This window comes from Methyloversatilis sp. NSM2, from assembly GCF_038066675.1.
Taxonomy (GTDB): Bacteria; Pseudomonadota; Gammaproteobacteria; order Burkholderiales; family Rhodocyclaceae; genus Methyloversatilis; species Methyloversatilis discipulorum_A.
The window spans coordinates 360336-381935 of record NZ_JBBUKV010000005.1; the positions used below are offsets into that span (position 1 = coordinate 360336).

The 21600-nt window shown below is 67.0% G+C and carries 20 protein-coding genes and 4 tRNA genes; 2 read left to right on the forward strand and 22 right to left on the reverse strand.

Features of this window, described 5'->3' with window-relative positions; genetic code table 11:
* Window positions 1–11: 11 nt before the first annotated feature.
* The 17 genes from rplJ to WJU27_RS12595 all read right to left on the reverse strand — a co-directional run bounded on the left by rplJ (window position 12) and on the right by WJU27_RS12595 (window position 11868).
* Window positions 12–542 carry a 50S ribosomal protein L10 gene (gene rplJ / locus WJU27_RS12515; RefSeq protein WP_020163424.1) on the reverse strand — a complete coding sequence of 177 codons (531 nt, stop codon included), beginning with the start codon at window positions 540–542 and terminating at the stop codon, window positions 12–14.
* A 266-nt stretch (window positions 543–808) separates the two neighbouring features.
* Window positions 809–1501: a 50S ribosomal protein L1 gene (rplA, locus tag WJU27_RS12520; protein ID WP_019915272.1), complete on the reverse strand. Its 693-nt coding sequence runs from the start codon at window positions 1499–1501 to the stop codon at window positions 809–811.
* 2 nt (window positions 1502–1503) lie between these two features.
* The gene (gene rplK / locus WJU27_RS12525) at window positions 1504–1935 is read right to left on the reverse strand and encodes a 50S ribosomal protein L11 (RefSeq protein WP_018228072.1); all 432 of its coding nucleotides are present in this window, start codon (window positions 1933–1935) and stop codon (window positions 1504–1506) included.
* A gap of 155 nt (window positions 1936–2090) precedes the next feature.
* Entirely contained in the window at window positions 2091–2624 is a 534-nt protein-coding gene (nusG, locus tag WJU27_RS12530) for a transcription termination/antitermination protein NusG (RefSeq protein ID WP_019915273.1), read from the reverse strand.
* Complete coding sequence (gene secE / locus WJU27_RS12535) at window positions 2621–2974, reverse strand: preprotein translocase subunit SecE (protein WP_024300634.1); 354 nt, start codon at window positions 2972–2974, stop codon at window positions 2621–2623. Before secE ends, nusG begins: the two co-directional genes overlap by 4 nt.
* A gap of 57 nt (window positions 2975–3031) precedes the next feature.
* Window positions 3032–3107: transfer RNA gene (locus tag WJU27_RS12540), tRNA-Trp, on the reverse strand.
* Window positions 3108–3152: 45 nt separating this feature from the next.
* Window positions 3153–4343 (reverse strand): elongation factor Tu, encoded by a 1191-nt coding sequence (tuf, locus tag WJU27_RS12545; RefSeq protein ID WP_020163423.1) that lies wholly within the window; start codon window positions 4341–4343, stop codon window positions 3153–3155.
* 90 nt (window positions 4344–4433) lie between these two features.
* Window positions 4434–4508 (reverse strand) — tRNA-Thr (locus tag WJU27_RS12550).
* 36 nt (window positions 4509–4544) lie between these two features.
* Window positions 4545–4618: transfer RNA gene (locus tag WJU27_RS12555), tRNA-Gly, on the reverse strand.
* Window positions 4619–4715: 97 nt separating this feature from the next.
* A tRNA-Tyr gene (locus WJU27_RS12560) sits at window positions 4716–4800 on the reverse strand.
* A gap of 66 nt (window positions 4801–4866) precedes the next feature.
* On the reverse strand, window positions 4867–5565 hold the full coding sequence (gene bioD, locus WJU27_RS12565) for a dethiobiotin synthase (protein ID WP_341422441.1): 699 nt from the start codon (window positions 5563–5565) through the stop codon (window positions 4867–4869).
* Between the two features lies 1 nt (window position 5566).
* Window positions 5567–6346, reverse strand: a complete 780-nt coding sequence (locus WJU27_RS12570) for a methyltransferase domain-containing protein (protein ID WP_341422312.1) — start codon at window positions 6344–6346, stop codon at window positions 5567–5569.
* Window positions 6339–7088 (reverse strand): alpha/beta fold hydrolase, encoded by a 750-nt coding sequence (locus WJU27_RS12575; RefSeq protein ID WP_341422313.1) that lies wholly within the window; start codon window positions 7086–7088, stop codon window positions 6339–6341. Before WJU27_RS12575 ends, WJU27_RS12570 begins: the two co-directional genes overlap by 8 nt.
* Window positions 7081–8235, reverse strand: coding sequence for an 8-amino-7-oxononanoate synthase (gene bioF, locus WJU27_RS12580; RefSeq protein WP_341422314.1), 1155 nt, complete (start codon window positions 8233–8235; stop codon window positions 7081–7083). The genes WJU27_RS12575 and bioF overlap by 8 nt, the downstream gene beginning before the upstream one ends.
* The gene (gene bioA, locus WJU27_RS12585) at window positions 8232–9542 is read right to left on the reverse strand and encodes an adenosylmethionine--8-amino-7-oxononanoate transaminase (RefSeq protein WP_341422315.1); all 1311 of its coding nucleotides are present in this window, start codon (window positions 9540–9542) and stop codon (window positions 8232–8234) included. The genes bioF and bioA overlap by 4 nt, the downstream gene beginning before the upstream one ends.
* Window positions 9543–9637: 95 nt before the next feature.
* Window positions 9638–11032 (reverse strand): dihydrolipoyl dehydrogenase, encoded by a 1395-nt coding sequence (locus WJU27_RS12590; protein ID WP_341422316.1) that lies wholly within the window; start codon window positions 11030–11032, stop codon window positions 9638–9640.
* Window positions 11033–11130: 98 nt separating this feature from the next.
* Window positions 11131–11868 (reverse strand): glutathione peroxidase, encoded by a 738-nt coding sequence (locus WJU27_RS12595; RefSeq protein ID WP_029143518.1) that lies wholly within the window; start codon window positions 11866–11868, stop codon window positions 11131–11133.
* Window positions 11869–12034: 166 nt separating this feature from the next.
* Between WJU27_RS12595 and WJU27_RS12600 the strand changes: the two genes are divergently transcribed.
* Together WJU27_RS12600 and WJU27_RS12605 are read left to right on the forward strand one after the other, a co-directional pair.
* Window positions 12035–12961: a hydrogen peroxide-inducible genes activator gene (locus WJU27_RS12600; protein ID WP_304006777.1), complete on the forward strand. Its 927-nt coding sequence runs from the start codon at window positions 12035–12037 to the stop codon at window positions 12959–12961.
* 46 nt (window positions 12962–13007) lie between these two features.
* Window positions 13008–13481: a Dps family protein gene (locus WJU27_RS12605; protein WP_019915286.1), complete on the forward strand. Its 474-nt coding sequence runs from the start codon at window positions 13008–13010 to the stop codon at window positions 13479–13481.
* A 42-nt stretch (window positions 13482–13523) separates the two neighbouring features.
* Here the strand turns inward: WJU27_RS12605 and WJU27_RS12610 are convergent, their stop codons facing one another.
* Genes WJU27_RS12610 through WJU27_RS12630 form a run of 5 tightly spaced genes read right to left on the reverse strand, consistent with a single transcriptional unit; the run spans window position 13524 to window position 21518 of the window.
* The gene (locus tag WJU27_RS12610) at window positions 13524–14177 is read right to left on the reverse strand and encodes a phosphatase PAP2 family protein (protein WP_341422317.1); all 654 of its coding nucleotides are present in this window, start codon (window positions 14175–14177) and stop codon (window positions 13524–13526) included.
* Window positions 14177–16093 carry an LTA synthase family protein gene (locus WJU27_RS12615; RefSeq protein ID WP_304006771.1) on the reverse strand — a complete coding sequence of 639 codons (1917 nt, stop codon included), beginning with the start codon at window positions 16091–16093 and terminating at the stop codon, window positions 14177–14179. Before WJU27_RS12615 ends, WJU27_RS12610 begins: the two co-directional genes overlap by 1 nt.
* Before the next feature lie 12 nt (window positions 16094–16105).
* Window positions 16106–19153, reverse strand: a complete 3048-nt coding sequence (locus WJU27_RS12620; protein ID WP_341422442.1) for an efflux RND transporter permease subunit — start codon at window positions 19151–19153, stop codon at window positions 16106–16108.
* Window positions 19153–20214 (reverse strand): efflux RND transporter periplasmic adaptor subunit, encoded by a 1062-nt coding sequence (locus tag WJU27_RS12625; protein ID WP_341422318.1) that lies wholly within the window; start codon window positions 20212–20214, stop codon window positions 19153–19155. The genes WJU27_RS12620 and WJU27_RS12625 overlap by 1 nt, the downstream gene beginning before the upstream one ends.
* A complete protein-coding gene (locus WJU27_RS12630; RefSeq protein ID WP_341422319.1) occupies window positions 20211–21518 on the reverse strand; it encodes a TolC family protein in 1308 nt (435 codons plus the stop codon). The genes WJU27_RS12625 and WJU27_RS12630 overlap by 4 nt, the downstream gene beginning before the upstream one ends.
* Window positions 21519–21600 lie beyond the last annotated feature (82 nt).

Sequence of the window (21600 nt, forward strand, 5' to 3'; positions counted from 1 at the left end):
GAGGCCTGAACTTAAGCGGACTGCTTTTCGCGTTCGTCGCGCAGCGCTGCAACGGTACGGACAAACTTGCCCGGAACTTCGTTGAGCGTCTGAACGAACTTGGCGATCGGCGCCTGCATCGTGCCCAGAAGGGTGGCCAGCAGTTCTTCGCGGCTCGGCATGGAGGCCAGCGCCTTGACGCCAGCGGCGTCCATGACGTAATTGGCCAGCGCGCCACCGCGAATCACCAGCTTGTCGTTGCCCTTGGCGAAATCCTGAATGACCTTCGCGGCCGAAACCGGATCGGCCGACATGCCGTAAAGCAGCGGACCGGTCATTTCATTCGCCAACCCCTCGAACGGGGTACCCGCAACAGCGCGACGCGCCAGCGTGTTCTTCAGAACACGCAGGTAGACGCCCTGCGCACGGGCCTGGGCACGCAAACGCGTGACATCGCCCACTTCCAGACCTTTGTTCTCGGCGATCACGATTACTTGCGCGTCCGCAACTGCAGCGGATACGCCGGCAACCACTTCCTTCTTCTGATCGAGATTGAGTGCCAAGGTCTACTCCCATGATTACAGTCGTCCGGATCGCATCACTGCTTACCGGATCAACCACGTGCGGCGACCGTATTCAGGAGAAGAAACTGTCCGTGAGGACACCATCCATCCTGTGTCGGGTAACGCCATCTGCGCAGGCGGCACTTGCGCACCATTAGACCCTTGCGGGCACCTGCGGTCTTTGACAACCCGCCGCGCCATGCTGGCCGCGACGGCCCAAAGTCCTGTTGTCATGCGCCCGGCGGACCGGGCGCGAATTCAATTCCTTACTGCACCGTCGCCTGATCGACGCGGATGCCGACGCCCATGGTGGTCGTCACCGACACCTTGCGCAGGTAGACACCCTTGGCCGCTGCCGGACGCGCCTTGTTCAGCGCTTCGATCAGGGCCTTGATGTTGGTCGTCAGCTGTTCCGGCGTGAAGGAGGCGCGACCGACCGTGCACTGGACGATGCCGCCCTTGTCGGTGCGGTACTGCACCTGACCGGCCTTGGCGTTCTTCACCGCGGTGGTGACGTCCATCGTCACGGTGCCGACCTTCGGGTTCGGCATCAGGCCGCGCGGACCGAGGATCTGGCCCAGCGCGCCGACGACACGCATCGCGTCCGGCGTGGCGATGGCCACGTCGAAGTTCAGATTGCCTTCCTTAACCTGGGCTGCCAGATCGTCGAAACCGACGACATCGGCACCAGCGGCCTTGGCTTCTTCAGCCTTTGCGCCCTGGGCGAACACGGCGACGCGGACGCTCTTGCCGGTACCGGCAGGCAGCACGACGGAGCCACGGACCAGCTGGTCCGACTTCTTCGCATCGATACCCAGATTCACGGCCAGATCGACCGACTCGTCGAACTTGGCGTTGGCGGTTTCCTTCACCAGCGCCAGCGCGTCGGCCAGCGGGTATGCGCGGTTGCGATCAACCTTGGCGCGCAGCGCCTGAATGCGCTTCGAGAGCTTTGCCATGATTACAGGCCCTCCACCGTGATGCCCATGCTGCGGGCAGAACCGGCGATCGTGCGCACAGCGGCATCCAGATCGGCAGCGGTCAGATCCTTGTTCTTCACCTTCGCGATTTCTTCGAGCTGGGCGCGGGTGACCTTGCCGACCTTGTCGGTGTGCGGCTTCGGCGAGCCCTTGGTGATGCCGGCAGCCTTCTTGATCAGGATGGTCGCCGGGGGCGACTTCATCACGAAAGTGAAGGACTTGTCCGCGTAGGCGGTGATCACCACCGGGATCGGCAGACCCGGTTCCATACCCTGGGTCTGCGCGTTGAACGCCTTGCAGAACTCCATGATGTTCAGACCGCGCTGACCCAGCGCGGGACCGATCGGGGGCGACGGGTTCGCCTTGCCGGCCGGCACTTGCAGCTTCACGTAGCCGACGATTTTCTTCGCCATGATGACTCCATTTGCGAGTGATAGCGTGGCGGACACTCAGGCCCGGCCACTCCTCATCCGGCGCATGCGCACCGGAAACAATCGCGCGGCACAACCCCGAAGGGCTGCTGCCGCGCACCGTGGCAGCACCTTGCGGCGCCACCGAAACCTTCAGGTCAGACCTTCTCGACCTGCGAGAACTCGAGCTCGACCGGCGTCGCACGACCAAAGATGGTCACCGACACGTGCAGACGGCTCTTTTCGTAATTGACGCTTTCCACCGAACCATTGAAGTCGGTGAAGGGGCCTTCCTTGACGCGCACCAACTCGCCCACTTCGAACAGCACCTTGGGACGGGGCTTCTCCACCCCTTCCTGCATCTGCTGCATGATCTTGTCGACTTCCTTGTCCGAAATCGGCGTCGGCTTGTTGGCCGAGCCGCCGACAAAGCCGGTCACTTTCGGCGTGCTCTTGACCAGGTGCCAGCTGTCCTCGTCCATCTCCATCTCGACGAGCACATAGCCAGGAAAGAACTTGCGCTCGGACACAGCCTTCTGGCCGCCGCGCATTTCGATCACTTCCTCGACCGGCACGAGAATCTGGCCGAACTTGTCCTGCATGCCCGAACGCGCAACACGCTCGGTCAGCGCGCGCTGAACCGACTTCTCGAAGCCGGAATAGGCGTGCACAACGTACCAACGTTTGCTCATGATTTCTTCCAGCCCAGGATCAGGTCGTACAACACCCACTCGAGACTCTTGTCGGTCAGCCACAGGAACAGTGCCATCACGACCACGAAGCCGAACACGATGGCGGTGGTCTGCAGCGTTTCCTTGCGGCTGGGCCAGGCAACCTTCTTGGCCTCGGCAACCGACTCGTTGGCAAAAACGATGAAGCGCCGCCCCGGCTCGGTGAACCATGCCACCGCGATACCGGCACCCAGACCGGCGAGCACGGACAACACCCGCACAGCCATGATCTGGTCGGCAAAAACATAAAAGCCGGCCACACCCGCAATCAACAGGGCAATGGCCAGCGCAAGCTTCAACTGGTCAGTCATGAGCATCCGGAAGTGCGCACGCACTCCGCAAAATTTTGTCCGGCTTGGCCACCGGAGTGGCAGGGGCAGAGGGAATCGAACCCCCAACCTTCGGTTTTGGAGACCGACGCTCTGCCAATTGAGCTATGCCCCTGCAAAACGCGAACCGGGCCGCACGCGCGGCCCGGAGTACAACTCTTTACTCGATGATCTTTGCAACCACGCCGGCGCCGACGGTACGGCCACCTTCGCGGATCGCGAAGCGCAGACCTTCTTCCATCGCGATCGGGGCGATCAGCTTCACCGTGATCGACACGTTGTCACCCGGCATCACCATTTCGGTGCCGGCCGGCAGTTCGATCGAGCCGGTCACGTCCGTCGTACGGAAGTAGAACTGCGGGCGGTAGCCGTTGAAGAACGGCGTGTGACGACCACCTTCTTCCTTCGACAGCACGTAGATCTCGGCCGTGAAGTGCGTGTGCGGCTTGATCGAGCCCGGCTTGGCCAGAACCTGACCACGCTCCACGTCTTCACGCTTGGTGCCGCGCAGCAGCACGCCGACGTTGTCGCCCGCCTGACCCTGGTCCAGCAGCTTGCGGAACATTTCAACGCCGGTGCAGGTGGTCTTCACCGTCGGCTTGATACCGACGATTTCGATTTCCTCACCGACCTTCACGATGCCGCGCTCGATACGACCGGTCACCACGGTGCCGCGGCCCGAGATCGAGAACACGTCTTCGATCGGCATCAGGAACGCGCCATCCACCGCACGCTCCGGCGTCGGGATGTAGCTGTCCAGTGCAGCGGCCAGCGCCATGATGGCACCTTCGCCCAGATCGGTCTTATCGCCTTCCAGCGCCTTCAGGGCCGAGCCCTTGACGATGGGCACGTCGTCGCCCGGGAAGTCGTACTTCGACAGCAGCTCGCGCACTTCCATTTCAACCAGCTCGAGCAGCTCGGCGTCGTCGACCATGTCGCACTTGTTCAGGAACACGACGATGTACGGCACACCGACCTGACGGGCCAGCAGGATGTGCTCGCGCGTCTGCGGCATCGGGCCGTCAGCGGCCGAACACACCAGGATGGCGCCGTCCATCTGCGCGGCACCGGTAATCATGTTCTTCACGTAGTCGGCGTGACCCGGGCAATCAACGTGCGCGTAGTGACGGGTTGCCGTCTCGTACTCAACGTGCGCCGTGTTGATCGTGATGCCGCGCGCCTTCTCTTCCGGCGCTGCGTCGATCTGGTCGTACGCCTTCGCCTCACCACCGAACTTCGACGACAGAATCGTCGTGATCGCCGCCGTCAGCGTCGTCTTGCCATGGTCAACGTGACCAATCGTGCCCACGTTCACGTGCGGCTTGGTGCGCTCAAACTTTCCCTTTGCCATTTTCGATCACCCTGGTTGCTTGATAGAGATCTGCGTCAAACATCGACTGACATCCTCAGTTGTCACCAGGATGCCGCACGCAAAAAATTTTGGTGCCCATGGGCAGGATTGAACTGCCGACCTCTCCCTTACCAAGGGAGTGCTCTGCCACTGAGCTACATGGGCACTGAAACATCTTTGCCCGGACACACGCCCGAGCCGTGGAGCGGGAGACGGGAATCGAACCCGCGTCATTAGCTTGGAAGGCTAAGGTTCTACCATTGAACTACTCCCGCCAAACCGCTCCCTACCACCCATCGCGGCGACATGCACTCGCGATGTTTGCTGCAACTTTCTCGCCGTCTTGCCAGAACCCTGTTTGCTCAAGAGTTGTGGTGGAGGGGGAAGGATTCGAACCTTCGAAGGCAGAGCCGTCAGATTTACAGTCTGATCCCTTTGACCGCTCGGGAACCCCTCCGGCGACCAGCGAAACCCGCGATTATGGTGAGGGTTTCTTGCGCTGTCAAACCCCGGAACAAAAAATTCATCCAGGGAAGGCCAGCAGCGGCTGGATGTCCAGCAGACGCGACGCAGTTTTTGCATCGGCGCCGGACAGCCGCGGGATTATGCCAAGAATTGGCGCGTTGAGGCGACTTTTCAGCGCGGAAATCGTCGCCTCCTGCTCCAGCATGCCCTCGGGCTGGCAGTTCGCGACCCAGCCGGCCAGCGTCAACCCGCGCGCCCGCGCCGCCTCGGCCGTCAGCAATGCGTGGTTGATGCAGCCCAGCCTCAACCCGACCACAAGAATCAGCGGCGCCCCGATGTCGACCGCCAGATCGGCGGTCGTCCAGTCGGCACCCAAGGGCACGATGAACCCACCTACGCCTTCGACGATGACGTGATCAGCCTCTGCGCGCAGCGCAGACAGGGCGTCCAGCACCACAGCGCGATCGATCGATCGCCCCTCGCGTTGCGCGGCCACATGCGGGGCCAGCGGCGCTTCGAACAGATAGGGATTGGTCAGCGCCGTCGGTTGGTCGAGCCCGCTGGCCTGCGCCAGCGCGTCGGCATCCTCGTTCGCGAGGCGGCCGGTGGCGTCCGGCGACGCGCCCGACGCCACCGGCTTCATGCCGACCGCGTTCACGCTGTTGGCCCGCAGCGCCTCGATCAGCGCGCAGGACACCAATGTTTTGCCGACACCCGTGTCGGTGCCCATGACGAAATGCAGTTTTCCCGCGCTCATATCAGCTCCGGTCGCCCGAGGACGCACGAGCGACCACCCAGGCCAGTTGATAGGTCAGCGGCAGGCCAAGCGCTTCGCGCCGTGCCTCCAAGCGATCGCATACCTGCCGCAGTGCCGCGCGGCCGAGCAGAGCACGACGCGCGCCATCCGGCACGCGTGACGCACCGATATCGCGGTTCGACTGCAGCAGTGCACGCGCATCCGCAAAGTACTCGACGTGCATTTCGCTGCGCATCAGGTCCGCCGTGAAGCCACTGCCGGCCAGAGCAGCAGCCAGCGCCCCGGGCGCAGGGAATGACACTGTGTGACGATGCGCATCCAGACCGGCGAACGCGTCATCGATCTCTGCGAGCGTTCCGAGGAGGACGGTGCTGAAACACATATGGCCGCCATCCCGCAGAACGCGCCGACATTCGGCCAGCGCAACCGGCAGGTCGCACCACTGCAGCATCAGGCTGGAGAACACGATGTCCGCGCTCGCCGAGGCAAGCGGCAGGCGGTGCGCATCGGCGCAGACGCGCGTCACTCCGCTGCCCCGTTCGTGGGCACGCAACATGCCCAACGAGAAATCGACCGCACAATGTGTCGCCTGAGGAAAGCGCGCATGCAAGCCGGTCGATGCGAAGCCGGTCCCGCAGCCGAGATCGAGCACAAGCCCGGCGGATCTGTCCGGTAGCAGTTCGAGCAGGCGATCGCACACCACGCGCTGCAGCCCGGCCGCCGCGGCATAGCGCGTCGCAGCCCGCGAAAATGAGGACCGTATCGCGGCGCGCTCAGTCATCGGCGCACACCCACGCACACAGATCGGAAAGCTCGCGATGCCGCCAGGGCAGATGCGCCGCGCGCGGCACTGGCATCCAGCGCGCAGCGGCCTCCTTGGCCGCTGCGCCGATGTCGACCACATGGTCCTGCTCGCCGTGCAGGCAGCACAGAGGTATTGGAAGCGAACGCAAGGTGTCCCGCAGATCCCGCTCGCGCAACCAGTCCAGTCCCTGACTCAACGCCTGAGCGGCCGGCGGCAGGTCGTCCATCAACGCTGCCATCGCGCCCCGCACGCCGCGTGCATCGCTGTCGCCGAGCGCCGCCAGTGCGGCAAAGCGAGCGCGCGTGCGCCGCGGGTCCTGCTCCAGGCCATCTGCAAAGGCGTCGAAGCGCTCTTCAGTCATGCCATATGGCCAGTCGACGGCCTGCATGAAGCGCGGCGAAGCGCCCACGAGGAGCAGTCGGCGCACCCGCATCCGAGCCGCCCAGGCGATCGCCAGCAGGCCGCCCAGCGACCAGCCGACCAGCACCTCCGCGTCGGGCACCGCCTGTACGAGCTGATCGACACAGTCGTCGAAACCGTCGCAGCGCTGGCCGACGTTCAATCCGTAGCCGGGCAGGTCGGGTTGGACGACGCGGCAATGCGCGCCCAGCGCCTCGGCCAGCGGCGACAGCAGGCGGCCGTCCCAGCCCCAGCCGTGCACCAGTGCGACGCGCGGCCCCTGTGTGCCGTAACAACGGGCGGCCAGCACGTCATTCATGGCCGACCTCGTTCAGCGCAGCGCACAGCGCGTCAATGTGTGCGGCCTCGTGCGCCGCGCTGAGCGACACACGCAAGCGGGCACTGCCAGCAGGCACCGTGGGCGGCCGGATGGCCGGCACCCACAGGCCACGTTCGCGCAGCCGCGCCGACAGCGCCAGCACCTCGGAATTGCCACCCACCTGCACCGGCTGGATTGCCGTGTCGGACGGCATCAAGGGCCAGCGGCACGTCGCGAGCAGCTGCCGCATGCGCAGACGATGTTCCGTCAGACGCGCGCGCCGCTCGTCACCGTCCTCGATCAAGCGCAGGCTCGCCAGCACCGCACAGGCGGTCGCCGCGGGCGCTGCGGTGGTGTAGCGATAGCTGCGGCCGGTCTGCATCAGCCATTCGATCGCATCCGCGTCGCCGGCGACGAAGGCGCCGGCGACACCTGCCGCCTTGCCCAGCGTGCCGATGTAGATCAGACGCGGTGACGCGAGGCCAAAGTGCGACAGCACGCCACGCCCCTGCTCACCGAGCACGCCGAAACCGTGCGCGTCGTCGACCACCAGCAGTGCGTCGTGGCGCTCGCACAGGGCAAGCAGTTCGGGCAGCGGCGCGATGTCGCCATCCATGCTGAACACGCCGTCGGTCACGACGACCTTCCGTCCGCCTGCAGCCTCGAGCGCGCGCGCGACCGCAGCGACGTCGCCATGCGGATAGCGACGCACCGTGGCGCGCGACAGCAAGGCGGCGTCGACCAGCGAGGCGTGGTTCAGCCGGTCGGCGATCACCGTGTCGCCGCGCCCGGCGAGCGCCGGCAGCACCGCGAGGTTGGCCATGTAGCCGGTCGAGAAATAGAGCGCGCGCGGCAATCCGGTGAACCGTGCCAGCGCGACCTCCAGTTCCTCGTGCGGCCGCTGGTGACCGCTGACCAGGTGCGACGCGCCGGCGCCGGCGCCCCAGCGAGCGGCGCCTTCGCGGAAGGCGTCGACGATTTCAGGATGGCTGGCGAGTCCGAGGTAGTCGTTGCCGGCGAAGGAAACGAGGCGCCGACCATCGACCACCGCCTCGGGGCCGCAGGGCGTATCCAGCACCAGGCGGGTACGCAGCAGATCGTCCGCCGCCAGCGCTTCGAGGCGGGCGTGAAAGTCGGTGGCGCTCATGCGAGGGCAGCGTCCAGCGCAGCCAGCGCCCCTTGCGCAAGCAACACGCTCTGCGCTTCATCGAGCACGTAAGGCGGCATGAAGTAGAGCGTGTTGCCGATCGGCCGCAGCAGCAGTTCGCGCGCCAGCGCCTCGCGATGGAAACGGCGGCTGAAGTCCGCGTGCGGCGTATCGACGTCGAGCGCCCAGATCATGCCCGCTTGACGGAAATTGCGGGCGGCCGGATGCGCCGCAAGCGGCGCCAGCGCCTCGCTGAAAGTCTGCGCCCAGGCCCTGTTGCGTTCGAGCACGTCGAGCTGTTCGAACAGTTCCAGCGTCGCCAGCGCTGCGCGGCAGGCGAGCGGATTGCCGGTGTAGGAATGCGAATGCAGGAAGCCGCGCGCCATCGTGTCGTCGAGGAAGGCCTCGAACACGAAGGGCTTGCTCAGCACCAGCGACAGCGGCAGCGTGCCGCCGGTGATGCCTTTGGACAGGCAGATGAAATCCGGCCAGCCCTCGCCGTCGGCATCCAGCGACTGCTCGCTCGCGAAGAAGGTGCCGGTGCGGCCGCAGCCGACGGCGATCTCGTCGGCGATCAGGTGCACCTGATAGACGTCGCACAGCGCACGCGCCGCACTGAGCCAGCCTGCGTCGTGCATCGCGAAGCCGCCGGCGCACTGCACCCGCGGTTCGATGATCAGCGCGGCGATCCGCGCGTGATGCGCTTCGAGAAATACTGTCAGCGCGTCGAGCGCGTGCAGTGGTGCGCTCGACGCCGGACTGGGCAAGACGTGCGCGCCGCGCACCATGGGCGCATAGGCATCACGGAACAGCGGCACGTCGGTCACCGCCAGCGCACCGACCGTTTCGCCGTGGTAGCCGCCGGCGAAGCAGATGAATTCGTTCTTGTCCGGCCGCCCGCTGTTGCGCCAGTAGTGCAGCGACATCTTCAGCGCGATCTCGGTTGCCGACGCGCCGTCCGACGCGTAGAAGGCGTGGCCGAGGCGACCGCCGGTCAGGGCTGACAGCTTTTCCGACAGCGTCACCACCGGTTCGTGCGTGAAGCCGGCGAGCATCACGTGGTCCAGCGTGTCCAGCTGGTCGCGCAGCGACTGCACGATGTGCGGGTGACTGTGGCCGAACAGATTGGTCCACCACGAGCTGATGCCGTCGAGGTAGCGACGGCCGTCCGGCGCATACAGCCACGGCCCTTGCGCGCGGCTGACGGCGAGCAGCGGCAGCGACTGGTCGGCGTGCCACTGCATCTGCGTGCAGGGGTGCCAGACGGCGGCGAGGCTGCGGGAAACGAGGGAATCTGAAGCGGACACGTGAGGACACCGGCAGCGCCTCCGCACGGTGGCAGAGGCAACGAGGCCGGTATTCTAACCGCCCGCCCGGTACCTCGTCCGGGCGGGCGGCGCAATCACGCTGCGGAGAGCTTCGCCGCCGCGTCGCGCAGTGCAGTGCGCAGCCCCTCTTCCACCACCGGGTGATAGAAGGGCATTTCAAGCGCGCGCTGCACGGTCATGCCCGACTGCATCGCCCAGGCCAGCAGGTGAGCCAGGTGCTCGACGTCCGGCCCCATCATTTCGCAGCCGAGCAGGCGACCGCTGGCCTTGTCCGCATACACGTGCAGCAGACCCTTGTTGCGCAGCATGACGCGCGAGCGCCCCTGGTCCTCGAACGACACCTCGCCGGTGACGAAACTGTCCGGCGCGAGATCGACGTAGCGCTTGCCCACGGTCGCCAGCTGGGGGTCCGAGAACACCACGGCGATCGGCTCGCGACGCAGACCCGGCTGCACCGCGGGGAAGCGGGCCGCGTTTTCGCCGGCGATGCGGCCCTCGTCGGCCGCTTCGTGCAACAGCGGCAGGTCGTTGTTGGCGTCACCGGCGATGAAGATATGCGTGCTGCCACACTGCATCGTCGTGCGGTCGAACTCCGGCACACCGTTTGCGCCGAGCGTCACCGACGTGTTCTCGAGGCCGAGATTCTTCACATTGGGCGTACGGCCGGTGGCGGCGATCACCCACTCGAAGTCCTTGGTCACCACGCGGTCGTCCTGCAGTTCCTGCACGATGCGCACGCCGTCCGGCCGCTCCTCGACCGACACCACCTTGGCGTCGGCGTGCAGCGGAAATTCCTCGGCAAACGCGTTGGTCGCGTAAGCCTTCAGCGCCGGGTCGGAGAACGGGCCGACGAAATGGCCGCGGCCGAACACCTCGACGCGCACGCCGAGGCGGTGCAGCGCCTGACCTATCTCCAGGCCGATCACGCCGGGACCGAACACGGCCACCGATTCCGGCAGTTCGGTCCAGTCGAACACGTCATCGTTGACGATGAGGCGCTTGCCGGCCGGCTTCAGCATCGGCGGCACCGCAGGCGACGATCCGGTGGCAATGACGGCACGGCCGAAGGTGACCACCGTGTGCTCATCGACCTGCAGGCTGCGGTCGTCGATGAATTTCGCGTAGCCGCGCAGCTTGTGCTCGGCCGGAATGCCATCGACACCGCGCACGACGAAGCCGACGAAGCGGTCGCGTTCGCGGCGCACGCGCTCCATCACGGCGCGGCCGTCGATGCGCACCGACCCTTCGAGACGGATGCCGAAGGCGTCCCACTTTTCGGTCACGTGCGCCGCTTCCGCCGCGGCGATCAGCAGCTTGCTCGGCATGCAGCCGACGCGGGCGCAGGTGGTGCCATAGGGGCCGCCCTCGATGATGACGGCCGACTTGCCGCCGGCGATGGCGGCGCGGTAGGCGGCGAGGCCGGCCGTGCCGGCACCGATCACCGCAACATCCACGATCATTTCCTTCATGTCAGTCTCCCTGGTCGGACGATCAGGGCTGCGCACCCTGCGGTGCGCAAGCCTGATCGTACGGCGGGTCGCCCCGCCGTACGCCCATCTCGTGCGGCTTACTTCGCCGCCGCCCACTTCTCCAGATCTTCCCAGCCGCCGATGTGCTGACCGTTGATGAACACCTGCGGCACGGTCTTCGCACCGACGATGGCACCCAGAGCACGCGAACGCTCGGTGTGCGGCAGGTTGATCTCGGCGTAGTGGTAGCCCTTCTCCGCCAGCAAGGCCTTGGCCTTCGCGCAGAAGCCGCAGCCCTCGCGGGTCAGAATGGCCACCTGATCCGGCTTCTTCGCGTTCGGGTTGATGTAGTTCAGCATCGTGTCCGCATCGGACACCTTGAACGGGTCACCCGGTTCCTGCGGCTCGATGAACATCTTGCTCACCACGCCGTCCTTCACCAGCATCGAATAGCGCCAGCTGCGCTTGCCGAAACCGAGGTCGGCCTTGTCGACCAGCATGCCCATACCTTCGGTGAATTCACCGTTGCCGTCGGGAACCAGGGTCACATTGTCGGATTCCTGGTCCTTGGCCCACTCGTTCATGACGAAGGTGTCATTGACCGACACGCACAGGATGTCGTCGACGCCGTTTGCCTTGAACGCCGGCGCCAGTTCGTTGTAGCGCGGCAGATGGGTCGACGAGCAGGTGGGCGTGAATGCGCCGGGCAGAGAAAACACCACCACGGTCTTGCCCTTGAACAGATCGTCGGTGGTGACGTTCTTCCACTCGTTGTTTTCGCGAACGCGGAACGTGACGTTGGGGACGCGCTTGCCTTCGTGGTTCTGCAGACTCATGTTCATCTCCTTGAGTGATGGACGGGATTCAAAAGGGTGATGCCACACACCGCTTGCGGCGCTGCACATCGACAGGACGCATTCTGGACACGCGCCAGCATTCGGTCCAATTGATTGATTTGATCGTATTGATCGTATAATCCGATCAATAATCCGGAGCACGACGATGTCCGCCCTGCCTTCGCTGCGCCAGTTGCGCTACCTGATCGCCGTATCCGACAAGCTGAACTTCACGCAGGCGGCGGAATCCTGTTTCGTCACCCAGTCCACGCTGTCGGCCGGCATCAAGGAACTCGAGGCGACGCTCGGCTCGCTGCTGGTCGAGCGCGAGCGGCATTCGGTCATGATGACGCCGGTCGGCACCGAGGTCGTCGAGCGTGCGCGCCGGCTGCTGGCCGAAGCGGAGGATCTCACCGAGTGGGCACGCAACGCCGAGCGGCCGATGAGCGGCCTGCTCAAGCTCGGCGTCATCCCGACCATTGCGCCCTTCCTGCTGCCCGCCGTGCTGCCCGCGGTGCGCACGCGCTACCCTGAACTCAAGGTGGCACTGCGCGAGGACCTGACCCGCAACCTGCTGTCGCGGCTCGCCGCCGGCCAAATTGACTTCGCGCTGATCGCGCTGCCCTACGACACCGGCAACCTGCAGGTACAGCCGCTGTTCGACGAGGAACTGCTGCTGATCGCGCCAGCCGGCCGTGAGGCCGACATGCCGCGCGACATCGGCAAGCTGGACCCGGAGGCGCTGCTGCTGCTGGAAGAAGGCCATTGCCTGCGCGGCCATACGCTGGGTGGATGCCGGCTTGACGAACCGCGGGTGACCGGCATGGAGGCGACCAGCCTGTTCACACTGGCGCAGATGGTCGAGGGCGGGCTCGGCATGGCGCTGCTGCCTGACATGACGCTGCGCTCCGGCCTGCTCGGTCACATGAATCTTGTCGCGCACCGCTTCTCCGAACCGCGTCCGCGCCGTACCATCGCACTGGTCGCACGCAGTTCGAATGCCCGCCAGGAGTGTTTTTCACGGCTGGCGGAACTGATCGCCGGGCAGGCGCCGCAATCCGCTCCGGGGCCACTGGACGGAACTGCCGCCTGAAGGCTGCACTCACATCCGCGTCAGCATCAACGAAGGGAGCATCAAAATGAGCACGATCAACATCGGCATTCCTGAAGACCAGCGCCGCGCCATCGCCGATGGCCTGTCGCGCCTGCTGGCCGACACCTACACCCTCTACCTGACCACGCACAACTTCCACTGGAACGTGACCGGCCCGATGTTCAACACGCTGCACCTGATGTTCGAAGGTCAGTACACCGAACTGGCGCTGGCCGTCGATCTGGTGGCAGAGCGCATCCGCGCGCTGGGCTACCCGGCACCGGGCACCTACTCCGCTTACGCCAAGCTCACGTCGATCAAGGAGCCGGAAGGCGTGCCGTCGGCCAACGACATGATCCGCCAGCTGGTGGCCGGCCAGGAAGCCGTCGTCCGCACCGCGCGCAGCATTTTCGCCGTGGTGGACGAGGCACACGATGAACCAACGGCCGACCTGCTGACGCAGCGCATGCAGATCCACGAAAAGAATGCGTGGATGCTGCGCAGCCTGCTCGAAGGCTGATCTACCGCACAGCAGCACACACCGGCCCGAAAGGGCCGGTTTTCATTTGCGCGCCAGCATTGCGCAGACCCACACCACCAGCGCGCACAGCGCCGCACTGAGCAGGATGTGCGACGGAAAATGCGCGCCGCGGGCCACCTGCACCGCGCCGGCCAGCCCTCCCAGCAGCAGTACCCCGGTCAGCGCCAGCCGGTGCCACCCGCCAGCCAGCACCGGTAGCAGCGCCAGCCACATGAAGGCCGTGGCGGCGTGGCCGCTGGGCAGGCACTTGCCCGGTCCAGCTTCTTCAGGTCGCGGATCCAGCAGGCGAAAGAACTGCCCCGAGCCACCGAAGTCGGCGACATACCAGGGGCAGCTGTGGGACGACTGCGCCCGTGCCAGATTCACTGCGATCACCGCCAGCAGCGAGGCGACGAGCAAGAAGGCCAAGCGGGCGCGCAGCACTGCCGCAGTGCCGCGCACGCGCAACACGCACCAGCCCGCCAACAGGCCCAACCAGACCAGCACCGCCAGCCATTTGAGGCCGTCGTGCAGCACACCCGACAGCAGCCAGTGCCTGCGCAGCGGAAAGCCGCCGGCCACGGCGTCGAAGAACCACGTGGCGGTGATCAGATCGCCGTCGCTCCAGCGGTTGCACCAGAGCGCCAGCAGCGCCGACAGCACCGCCACGGCGAGCAGGTCGGCGTGCCGCCGCATCACTGCGCGGCAGGCATCTGCAGGCGCCCCTGCTTGAAGGCCGCGGCGGCGGTCTGGTAATAGGCGATCGCCTCCTTCACGCGCTGCGGGTCCGGCTCGGTCGTCGTCGATTCCAGTGTTGCGGGGTCGACGCGGTACGCCCTCACCATGCGCTGCGGCGACAGCACGGTGAGCAGGTCGCCGCGCAGATAGCCCAGGTCCTGGTAGTTGGAGATGAACACGCGATCCAGCTGCACGTGTTCCTCGAAGAAGGCGCGACCGAAGAAGTGGTCGTCGCCGTTCTTGCCCATCACTTCGAGCAGTGTCGGCGCCAGGTCGATCTGGCTCAGACGGTCGGTGAATTCGCCCGGCGGCAGCATGTCCGGCGCGTAGAAGATCAGCGGAATGCGGTACTTCGCCACCGGCAGGCGCGTCCTGCCGGCCACCGACGCGCAGTGGTCGGCGACGAACACGAACAGCGTGTCGGCGAACCACGGCTGCTTCTTCGCCTCGCGGATGAACTGGCCGATCGCCCAGTCGGTGTATTTCACCGCACCGTGCCGGCCGCCCGGCGACGGAATGTCGATGCGCCCGTCCGGGTAGGTGTAGGGCCGGTGGTTCGACGTGGTCATGATCTGCGCGAAGAAGGGCTTGCCCTCGGCCGCCTTGCGGTTCATCGCGATCAGCGCGTTGGCGTACAGCGACTCGTCCGCCACGCCCCACACGTTCTCGAACACGATGCTGTCCTTCGGGAAGTCCGTGCGGTCGACGATGAGGTAGTCATTGCCGCGGAAATAGCTGTTCATATTGTCGAAGTAGCCGTAGCCACCGTAGATGAACATCGGCACCACACCCTGCGGCGCGAGGATTTCCCCGACTGTCGACAGGTTGTTGTTGTTCGTCCGTCGGACGATGGCCTGACCGGGCACCGGCGGCGTGCCGAGCGACAGCGCCTCCAGACCGCGCACGGTGCGCGTACCGGTGGCATACACGTTGGCAAAGCGCAGTCCTTCGGCGGCGATGCGGTCCAGTTCAGGCGTCAGGCCGTCCTTCGATCCATAGGCACCGACGTACTCCGCCGACAGGCTCTCGATGGTCACCAGCACCACATTGCGCGGCCGGCGGGTGAAGGGCGACTTGTCGTGCGGCGGATCATCCATCGCGCTCGGGCTGTCCTCGGCGCTCAGCGGCAGGCGCTCGACATGCAGCGTACGCAGCACCTCGTCCGCCTCTTCCTGCGGCAGCGTCGCGTACCAGCGCGCGTAATCCAGTTCGTTGCGACGCATCGCCGCCGCCAGCGAGAAGAGGCCGTTGCCGGCCAGTTCGTCAGCGTAGGCGTCGCCGCTGCCTTCCATCTGCTCGATCGTCGCCAGCTGCGCCGCCGTCGGCAGCAGCACGGCCGCCGCCAGCATGGCGACGCGCACGCGCCAGGGGCGCGCGGAGACCGCGAACGACAGTCGCCGTCGCAGCACGATCACGAGCAGGGCCGACAGCGACACGATGCCGCCGACCAGCGCACCGACCGGATAGGACTCGACGATGTTGCCGATCACTTCCTGGGTGTACAGCAGATAGTCAACCGCGATGAAGTTGAAGCGGGTCGAGAACTCGTCCCAGAACACCACCTCGGCGACCGCACCGAACAGCAGCAGCGCCACCGCCAGCCAGAGTGCGCCCCAGCGCACTCCGCCCATGAGCCGGCTGGCGCGCAGCCGCGCCGGCAGCAGGGCCGAGATCGCGAGCAGCGGCGCCAGCATCCAGGCCAGCGTCGCCGCGTCGAACCACAGGCCGCGCCCGAACACGTGCACTGCGGCGCTGCCGGCGTCGGCGTACAGCCAGAGGCCCAGCCGCAGCAGCGTCCAGACTGACAGCGCCGTCAGCGCAAGTACCAGCAGGAAGGGCAGCGCGCGCCGCTGTGGCGCAAGGAATTCAGTCATGGAATGAAATCATCAGGCGGCGGATCGCTCGCCGAACCGCTTGTACAGGATGGGCAGCAGCAGCAGTGTTAACGCAGTACAAGAAACCAGGCCGCCAATGACAACGATTGCAAGCGGCCGCTGGATTTCCGAACCGGGCCCGGTCGCGAACAGCAGCGGCACCAGACCGAGGGCCGCCATCGACGCCGTCAGCAGCACCGGCCGCAGCCGGCGCTGCGCACCGTGCACCACGGTGTCCAGCATCGACAGGCCGGTCGCGCGCAACTGGTTGAAATAGCTCACCAGCACCACACCATTGAGCACCGCGATGCCGAGCAGCGCGATGAAACCGACCGACGCCGGCACCGACAGGTATTCGCCGGACAGCGCCAGCGCGAACACGCCGCCTATCATCGCGAACGGCACGTTGGCCATCACCAGCGCAGCCTGGCGCAGCGAATCGAAGGTGCTGTAGAGGATGAGGAAGATGAGCACCAGCGCCGCCGGCACCACCAGTGCCAGCCGCTGCGCCGCGCGCTGCTGGTTCTCGAACTCGCCACCCCAGGTCAGCCGGTAGCCCGGCGGCAGCTCGACCTTCTGCAGCACCTGCGCGCGAGCGTCCTCGACGAAGCCGACCAGATCGCGCCCGCCGACGTTGGCGATCACCACCATGTTGCGGCTGCCCAGCTGGCGGTTGATCTGCACCGGCCCGCCGACGCGCTCGAAGCGCGCGAGCTGTCCGAGCGCGATACGCCCACCGCCCGGCAGCGCCACCGGCATCTGCGCCAGCTCGTCGGCCGCCGCCGTACTGCCGCGGGCGCGCACCAGCAGCGGAATGCGCCGCTCCTGCTGCTGGATCAGGCCGACCCGCTCGCCCTCGATCTGCGCACGCAGGCTGGCCGCCAGCGTGTCGATGTCCAGTCCGGCACGCGCCAGCGCGTCGTTGTCAGGCACGACGCGCAGGTACTGCACGCCTTCGTTGCGCACGAAGAAGACGTCCTCGGCACCCGGTGTCGCGCGCAGCACTTCGGCAATCTCCTCCGCCTTGCGGTTCAGCACGTCGAGATCCGGGCCGAAGATGCGGATCGCCAGATCACCGCGCACACCGAGAATCATCTCCGACACCCGCATTTCGATCGGCTGCGTGAAGGCGTAGGCCACGCCCGGAAACTCGTTCAGCAGTTCGCGGATGCGATGGATGATCGCCGGCTTGTCGACGCCCGGCGGCAGGCTGATGAAGGTATCCGTCTGGTTCAAGCCCATCGGATCGAGACCGATCTCGTCCGAGCCGGCACGCGCCACCACCTGCAGCGCCTCCGGCACCCGCTCCTTCAGCGCGCGCTGGAACTGGGTATCGATCGCCAGCGACGCATCGAGACTGATGGACGGCAGTTTCTCCAGTTGCACGATGAGGCTGCCCTCGTCCATCGTCGGCATGAAGGTCTTGCCCAGCCCCATGTACAGCACTACGGCGACGACGCCGAGCAGCCCGGCAATGCCGCCCACCACCGCCGGTGCGGCGAGCGCCTTCTTCAGCAACGGTGCGTAAAGCCGGGCGAGCGTGCGCGGCAGCCAGGGATCGGCGTGCGACTTCGCACTCAAGGTGAGCCGCGCCAGCAGCGGTATGACGGTCAGCGACAGCAGCAGCGAACCGGCCAGCGCAAACACGATGGTCAGCGCCACCGGCGCGAACAGCTTGCCCTCCAGCCCCTGCAGGCTCAGCAGCGGCACGAACACCAGCGCGATGATGACGATGCCGGCAGTGGTCGGCACCGCCACCTCGCGCACCGCGTCCAGCACCACCTGCTGCCGCGGACGCTGGTCGGCGCCCGGCTCGTGCAGATGGGCGACCACGTTCTCGACCACCACCACGGCAGCGTCGACCAGCAGGCCGATGGCAATCGACAGTCCCCCCAGGCTCATCAGGTTGGCCGACAGGCCGAACTGGCGCATCAGCAGGAAGGTCCACAGCGCCGACAGCGGCAGCACCACGGCCACGGCCAGCGCGGCGCGCAGATTGCCGAGGAAGAGGTAGAGCATCACGCCGACCAGCACCACCGCTTCCAGCAGCGCCTTCGACACCGTGCCGACGGCGCTCGACACCAGTTCGCCGCGGTCGTAGAAGGGCACCACCTTCACACCGGCAGGCAGCGCCGCCTGCACTTCCTCCAGCCGGGCACGCACGCCGGCCACCACCTGCTGCGCGTCGGCGCCGCGCAGGCCGAGCACCAGGCCCTGCACCGTCTCGCCCTCGCCGTTGTGGGTGACGCCGCCCATGCGGGTGAGCGCGCCCAGCTTCACCTCGGCAACGTCGGCCACCCGCACCTGAGCGGTTGGCGTCGCGTGCACGACCAGACGGCCGATATCGTCGAGCGAGGTGAGGCGGCCCTGCACGCGCACCAGCAGCGTTTCCTCGCCTTCGTTGATGCGGCCTGCACCGTCGTTGCGGTTGAAACGCTCCAGCGTGGACCGCAGCTCGTCCAACGTGATGCCGGTGGCGGCCATGCGGGCGGCGTCCGGCACCACTTCGTAGGCGCTGGCCAGGCCGCCCAGCACGTTCACGTCGGCCACGCCGCGCACCGTACGCAGCGCCGGACGGATCACCCAGTCGAGCAGCGCGCGCCGCTCGGCGATCGGCAGATCGCCTTCGACCGTGAACATGAACATTTCGCCCAGCGGCGTGGTGATCGGCGCCAGCCCGCCGGTCAGGCCCGGCGGCAGGTCGGCCATGATGCCGTTCAGCCGCTCGCTCACCTGGTTGCGTGCCCAATAGATATCCGTGCCGTCCTCGAAATCGATGGTGACGTCGGTGAGGCCGTACTTGCTGGTCGAGCGCAGCATGGTCTGCTTCGGCAGGCCCAGCATTTCGATCTCGATCGGCGTGGTGACGCGCGTTTCCATCTCTTCCGGCGTCATGCCGGGCAGCTTGACGATGATCTTCACCTGCGGTGCCGACACGTCGGGGAAGGCGTCGATCGGCAGGTTCATCGCCGCATTGAGGCCGGCGGCGATCAGCAGCAGCGCCGCCAGCACGGTCAGCAGCGGGCGCGCGAGCGCGCTGCGGGTCAGGGCGTCGAGCATCATTCGGCTCCGCCGTGGCCCAGCCACACCGCCTTGATCGCCGCCACCCCGCTGACCGCGACCGGGGCCTTCGCGTCGAGCGCGCCGCTGACGGTGGCCTGCGCGCTGTCCTGCGACAGCACCTGCACCTCGACCGCACGGAAACCCTGCGCGGTGCGCATGAACACCCAGCTCCTGCCGTCGTGATGAAGCAGCGCGCCCGCCGGCACCGACCAGGCGGCGGCTGCCGTCGCGCTGCGACGTACCTTGACCCACTGGCCGGGCCGCAGTCCGTTCTTCGTCGGTGGCAGTTCGGCGCGGATGAGCACGGTCTGCGTGGCGTCCGACGCGCCCCAGCCTATCTGCGTCACCCGCGCCCTGCCGGCGCGTCCGTCGACCTCGATCAGGTCGCCCTCGCGCACCGACGCCGCCTGAGCGACCGGCAGGTTCAGTTCCAGCATGAGCCTGTTCGCATCGGCCAGGCGCAGCAGCGGGTCCGCCTCGTTCACGCGCTGACCGGGCAGCGCCATCCGTTCGAGCACGGTCGCAGCGGCCGTGGCGCGCACCTGGATGCGGCCGGCCGAAGCGTCGGCCGCCGACACCCCCATCAGGCGCAAGCGCGACTGTGCGGCGGCCAGCGCGGCGTCGGCCTGCGCCGCTGCCGCCTCCGACTCGCGCACGCGGCGCTCGGCGATCAGCCCTTCGGCATGCAGCGCGCGGTCGCGCTCGCGGTTGCCGCGCGCCAGTTCGGCCGCGGTGCGCGCCTGCGACAGCGACGCGCCCATGTCCGGCAGGTCGGCGCTGCGCAGCTCCGCCAGCACAGCGCCGGCCGTCACCTGCTGGCCTTCGGCCACCGGTACCCGCACGACCACGCCGCCGGACGGTGCGGTCGCCACCCACTCGGCATCGGGCGAAGCGACCACGCGCGCAGACCACGGCGCGGCCAGCGCACTCTTTGCCTCGACCGGCAGCGCTTCGCGCACGCCGAGACGCTGCATCTGGGTCGGTGCGAGCACGATGTCGGCGGCCTGCGCCGAAGCGGTGAAAAGGCCGAGCAGAAGTAAGGCAGCAAAGGGTTTCAAGGCAGTATTCCCAGACTGTGGTTGTAGCGCGCGACGGCGCGCGACCAGGCGATTTCGGCCAGCGCCGCGGCGCGGCGTGCGCTGGCTGCGCGCGCCTCGACCAGCAGGCGCTCGGCCAGCGATGTTTCGCCGAGGCGGTAGGCGCGGCGCCCCAGTTCGACCTCACGCTCGGCGACCTCCTTCTGGCCGAGCGCCAGCGTGCGCGCCTGTTCGCGCGCGTGCAGTTCGTGTTCGGCCTCGTGCAGCGCAAGTTCGGCATTGCGGCGGGCGAACGCCAGCTCGTCCTCGGCGCGTGCCAGTTCGATCTGCGCCGGCGACAGCGCAGCGCTGCGGTGGGCCTCGCCACCGAAGGGGATGGAAATCGTCGCGCCGACGCTGTCGGTGGTGGGCATGTCGGCCGCCGTTTCCGAGCGCACGCCGACCAGCAGGCGCGGCGCGCCGCTGCCCTGCGACTGCAGCGTGCCGAGCGCACTGCGCGCGCGCTCGACGTGGGCCTGCGCCATCAGCACCGGCGGATAGCCCGTTCCCTGTGTCGCCACCGCTTCGCGCACCTGCTGCGGCAGCGCCTTCTGCCCGGTCAGCGCGGTCCAGCCGAACAGGCTGTGCGCCAGCTCGACCTGCGCCTCGTACAGCACAGCTTCGCGTTCGCGGCGCGCCGTCTCGGCCGACAGCTTTTCCACCGGCGCCGCGTCGCCAGCGCGGATGCGCCGCGCCACGTCGTCTTCCAGCGCGCGGTAAAGATCGACGTCGGCATCGGCCAGGCCCACTTCCGCTTCGGCCTGCAGCACGCGCCACAGCTGTTCGCGCAGATCACCGGCCACGCGCCAGCGGTAGGCGCGCAGTTCCTCCTCCGACTGCAGCCGCCCGGCGTCGGCCTCGCGCCGCAACGCGTCGCGCTGGCCGGACCGCCACAAGGGCAGCTCAAGCCCGGCTTCGAGTTCGCGCAGTCCGGTGTGACCGGGCAGTCGGTCGGTCTGGTAGCGCATCTGCACCGCCGGCGGGCCGGACAGCACGCTGTCGGCGCGGGCGGCGAGCGCGCGTGACTCATTCATGCGCGCCTGCGGCAGCGCGCTGCCAGGTGCGCGACCGGTCGCCAGATCGAGCGCACGCGACAGCGTCAGCGCACTGTCGCGCAGCACCGGCTGCTCGTGCTCATCGGCGTGCGCGGTCAGCGACTGCGCCCATGCCGGCGGGCACAGCAGCACACAGGAGAACAGAAGGACGGAGCGCATGGACGCAATCGACGGATACGGACAGTCGGCAAGCTTGCGCTCGGGCGGCTTGCCGCAGGGTGAACGCAACATGAACGTCTGTTCATGTTGCGGCCACACGGCGTGCAGGCAGAATGGCGTCCGGATTCGCGCCCGGCGGGCGCGTGCAGACCCT

Coding starts and splice junctions, on each gene's coding strand:
- rplK (WP_018228072.1), bottom strand. CDS start 1,935: ATGGCGAAGAAAATCGTCGGCTACGTGAAGCTGCAAGTGCCGGCCGGC.
- secE (WP_024300634.1), bottom strand. CDS start 2,974: ATGACTGACCAGTTGAAGCTTGCGCTGGCCATTGCCCTGTTGATTGCG.
- bioF (WP_341422314.1), bottom strand. CDS start 8,235: ATGAGCGCCACCGACTTTCACGCCCGCCTCGAAGCGCTGGCGGCGGAC.
- WJU27_RS12590 (WP_341422316.1), bottom strand. CDS start 11,032: ATGAAGGAAATGATCGTGGATGTTGCGGTGATCGGTGCCGGCACGGCC.
- WJU27_RS12575 (WP_341422313.1), bottom strand. CDS start 7,088: ATGAATGACGTGCTGGCCGCCCGTTGTTACGGCACACAGGGGCCGCGC.
- WJU27_RS12605 (WP_019915286.1), top strand. CDS start 13,008: ATGAGCACGATCAACATCGGCATTCCTGAAGACCAGCGCCGCGCCATC.
- nusG (WP_019915273.1), bottom strand. CDS start 2,624: ATGAGCAAACGTTGGTACGTTGTGCACGCCTATTCCGGCTTCGAGAAG.
- rplA (WP_019915272.1), bottom strand. CDS start 1,501: ATGGCAAAGCTCTCGAAGCGCATTCAGGCGCTGCGCGCCAAGGTTGAT.
- WJU27_RS12570 (WP_341422312.1), bottom strand. CDS start 6,346: ATGACTGAGCGCGCCGCGATACGGTCCTCATTTTCGCGGGCTGCGACG.
- WJU27_RS12610 (WP_341422317.1), bottom strand. CDS start 14,177: ATGCGGCGGCACGCCGACCTGCTCGCCGTGGCGGTGCTGTCGGCGCTG.
- WJU27_RS12600 (WP_304006777.1), top strand. CDS start 12,035: ATGTCCGCCCTGCCTTCGCTGCGCCAGTTGCGCTACCTGATCGCCGTA.
- WJU27_RS12595 (WP_029143518.1), bottom strand. CDS start 11,868: ATGAGTCTGCAGAACCACGAAGGCAAGCGCGTCCCCAACGTCACGTTC.
- tuf (WP_020163423.1), bottom strand. CDS start 4,343: ATGGCAAAGGGAAAGTTTGAGCGCACCAAGCCGCACGTGAACGTGGGC.
- bioD (WP_341422441.1), bottom strand. CDS start 5,565: ATGAGCGCGGGAAAACTGCATTTCGTCATGGGCACCGACACGGGTGTC.
- WJU27_RS12630 (WP_341422319.1), bottom strand. CDS start 21,518: ATGTTGCGTTCACCCTGCGGCAAGCCGCCCGAGCGCAAGCTTGCCGAC.
- WJU27_RS12615 (WP_304006771.1), bottom strand. CDS start 16,093: ATGACTGAATTCCTTGCGCCACAGCGGCGCGCGCTGCCCTTCCTGCTG.
- WJU27_RS12620 (WP_341422442.1), bottom strand. CDS start 19,153: ATGCTCGACGCCCTGACCCGCAGCGCGCTCGCGCGCCCGCTGCTGACC.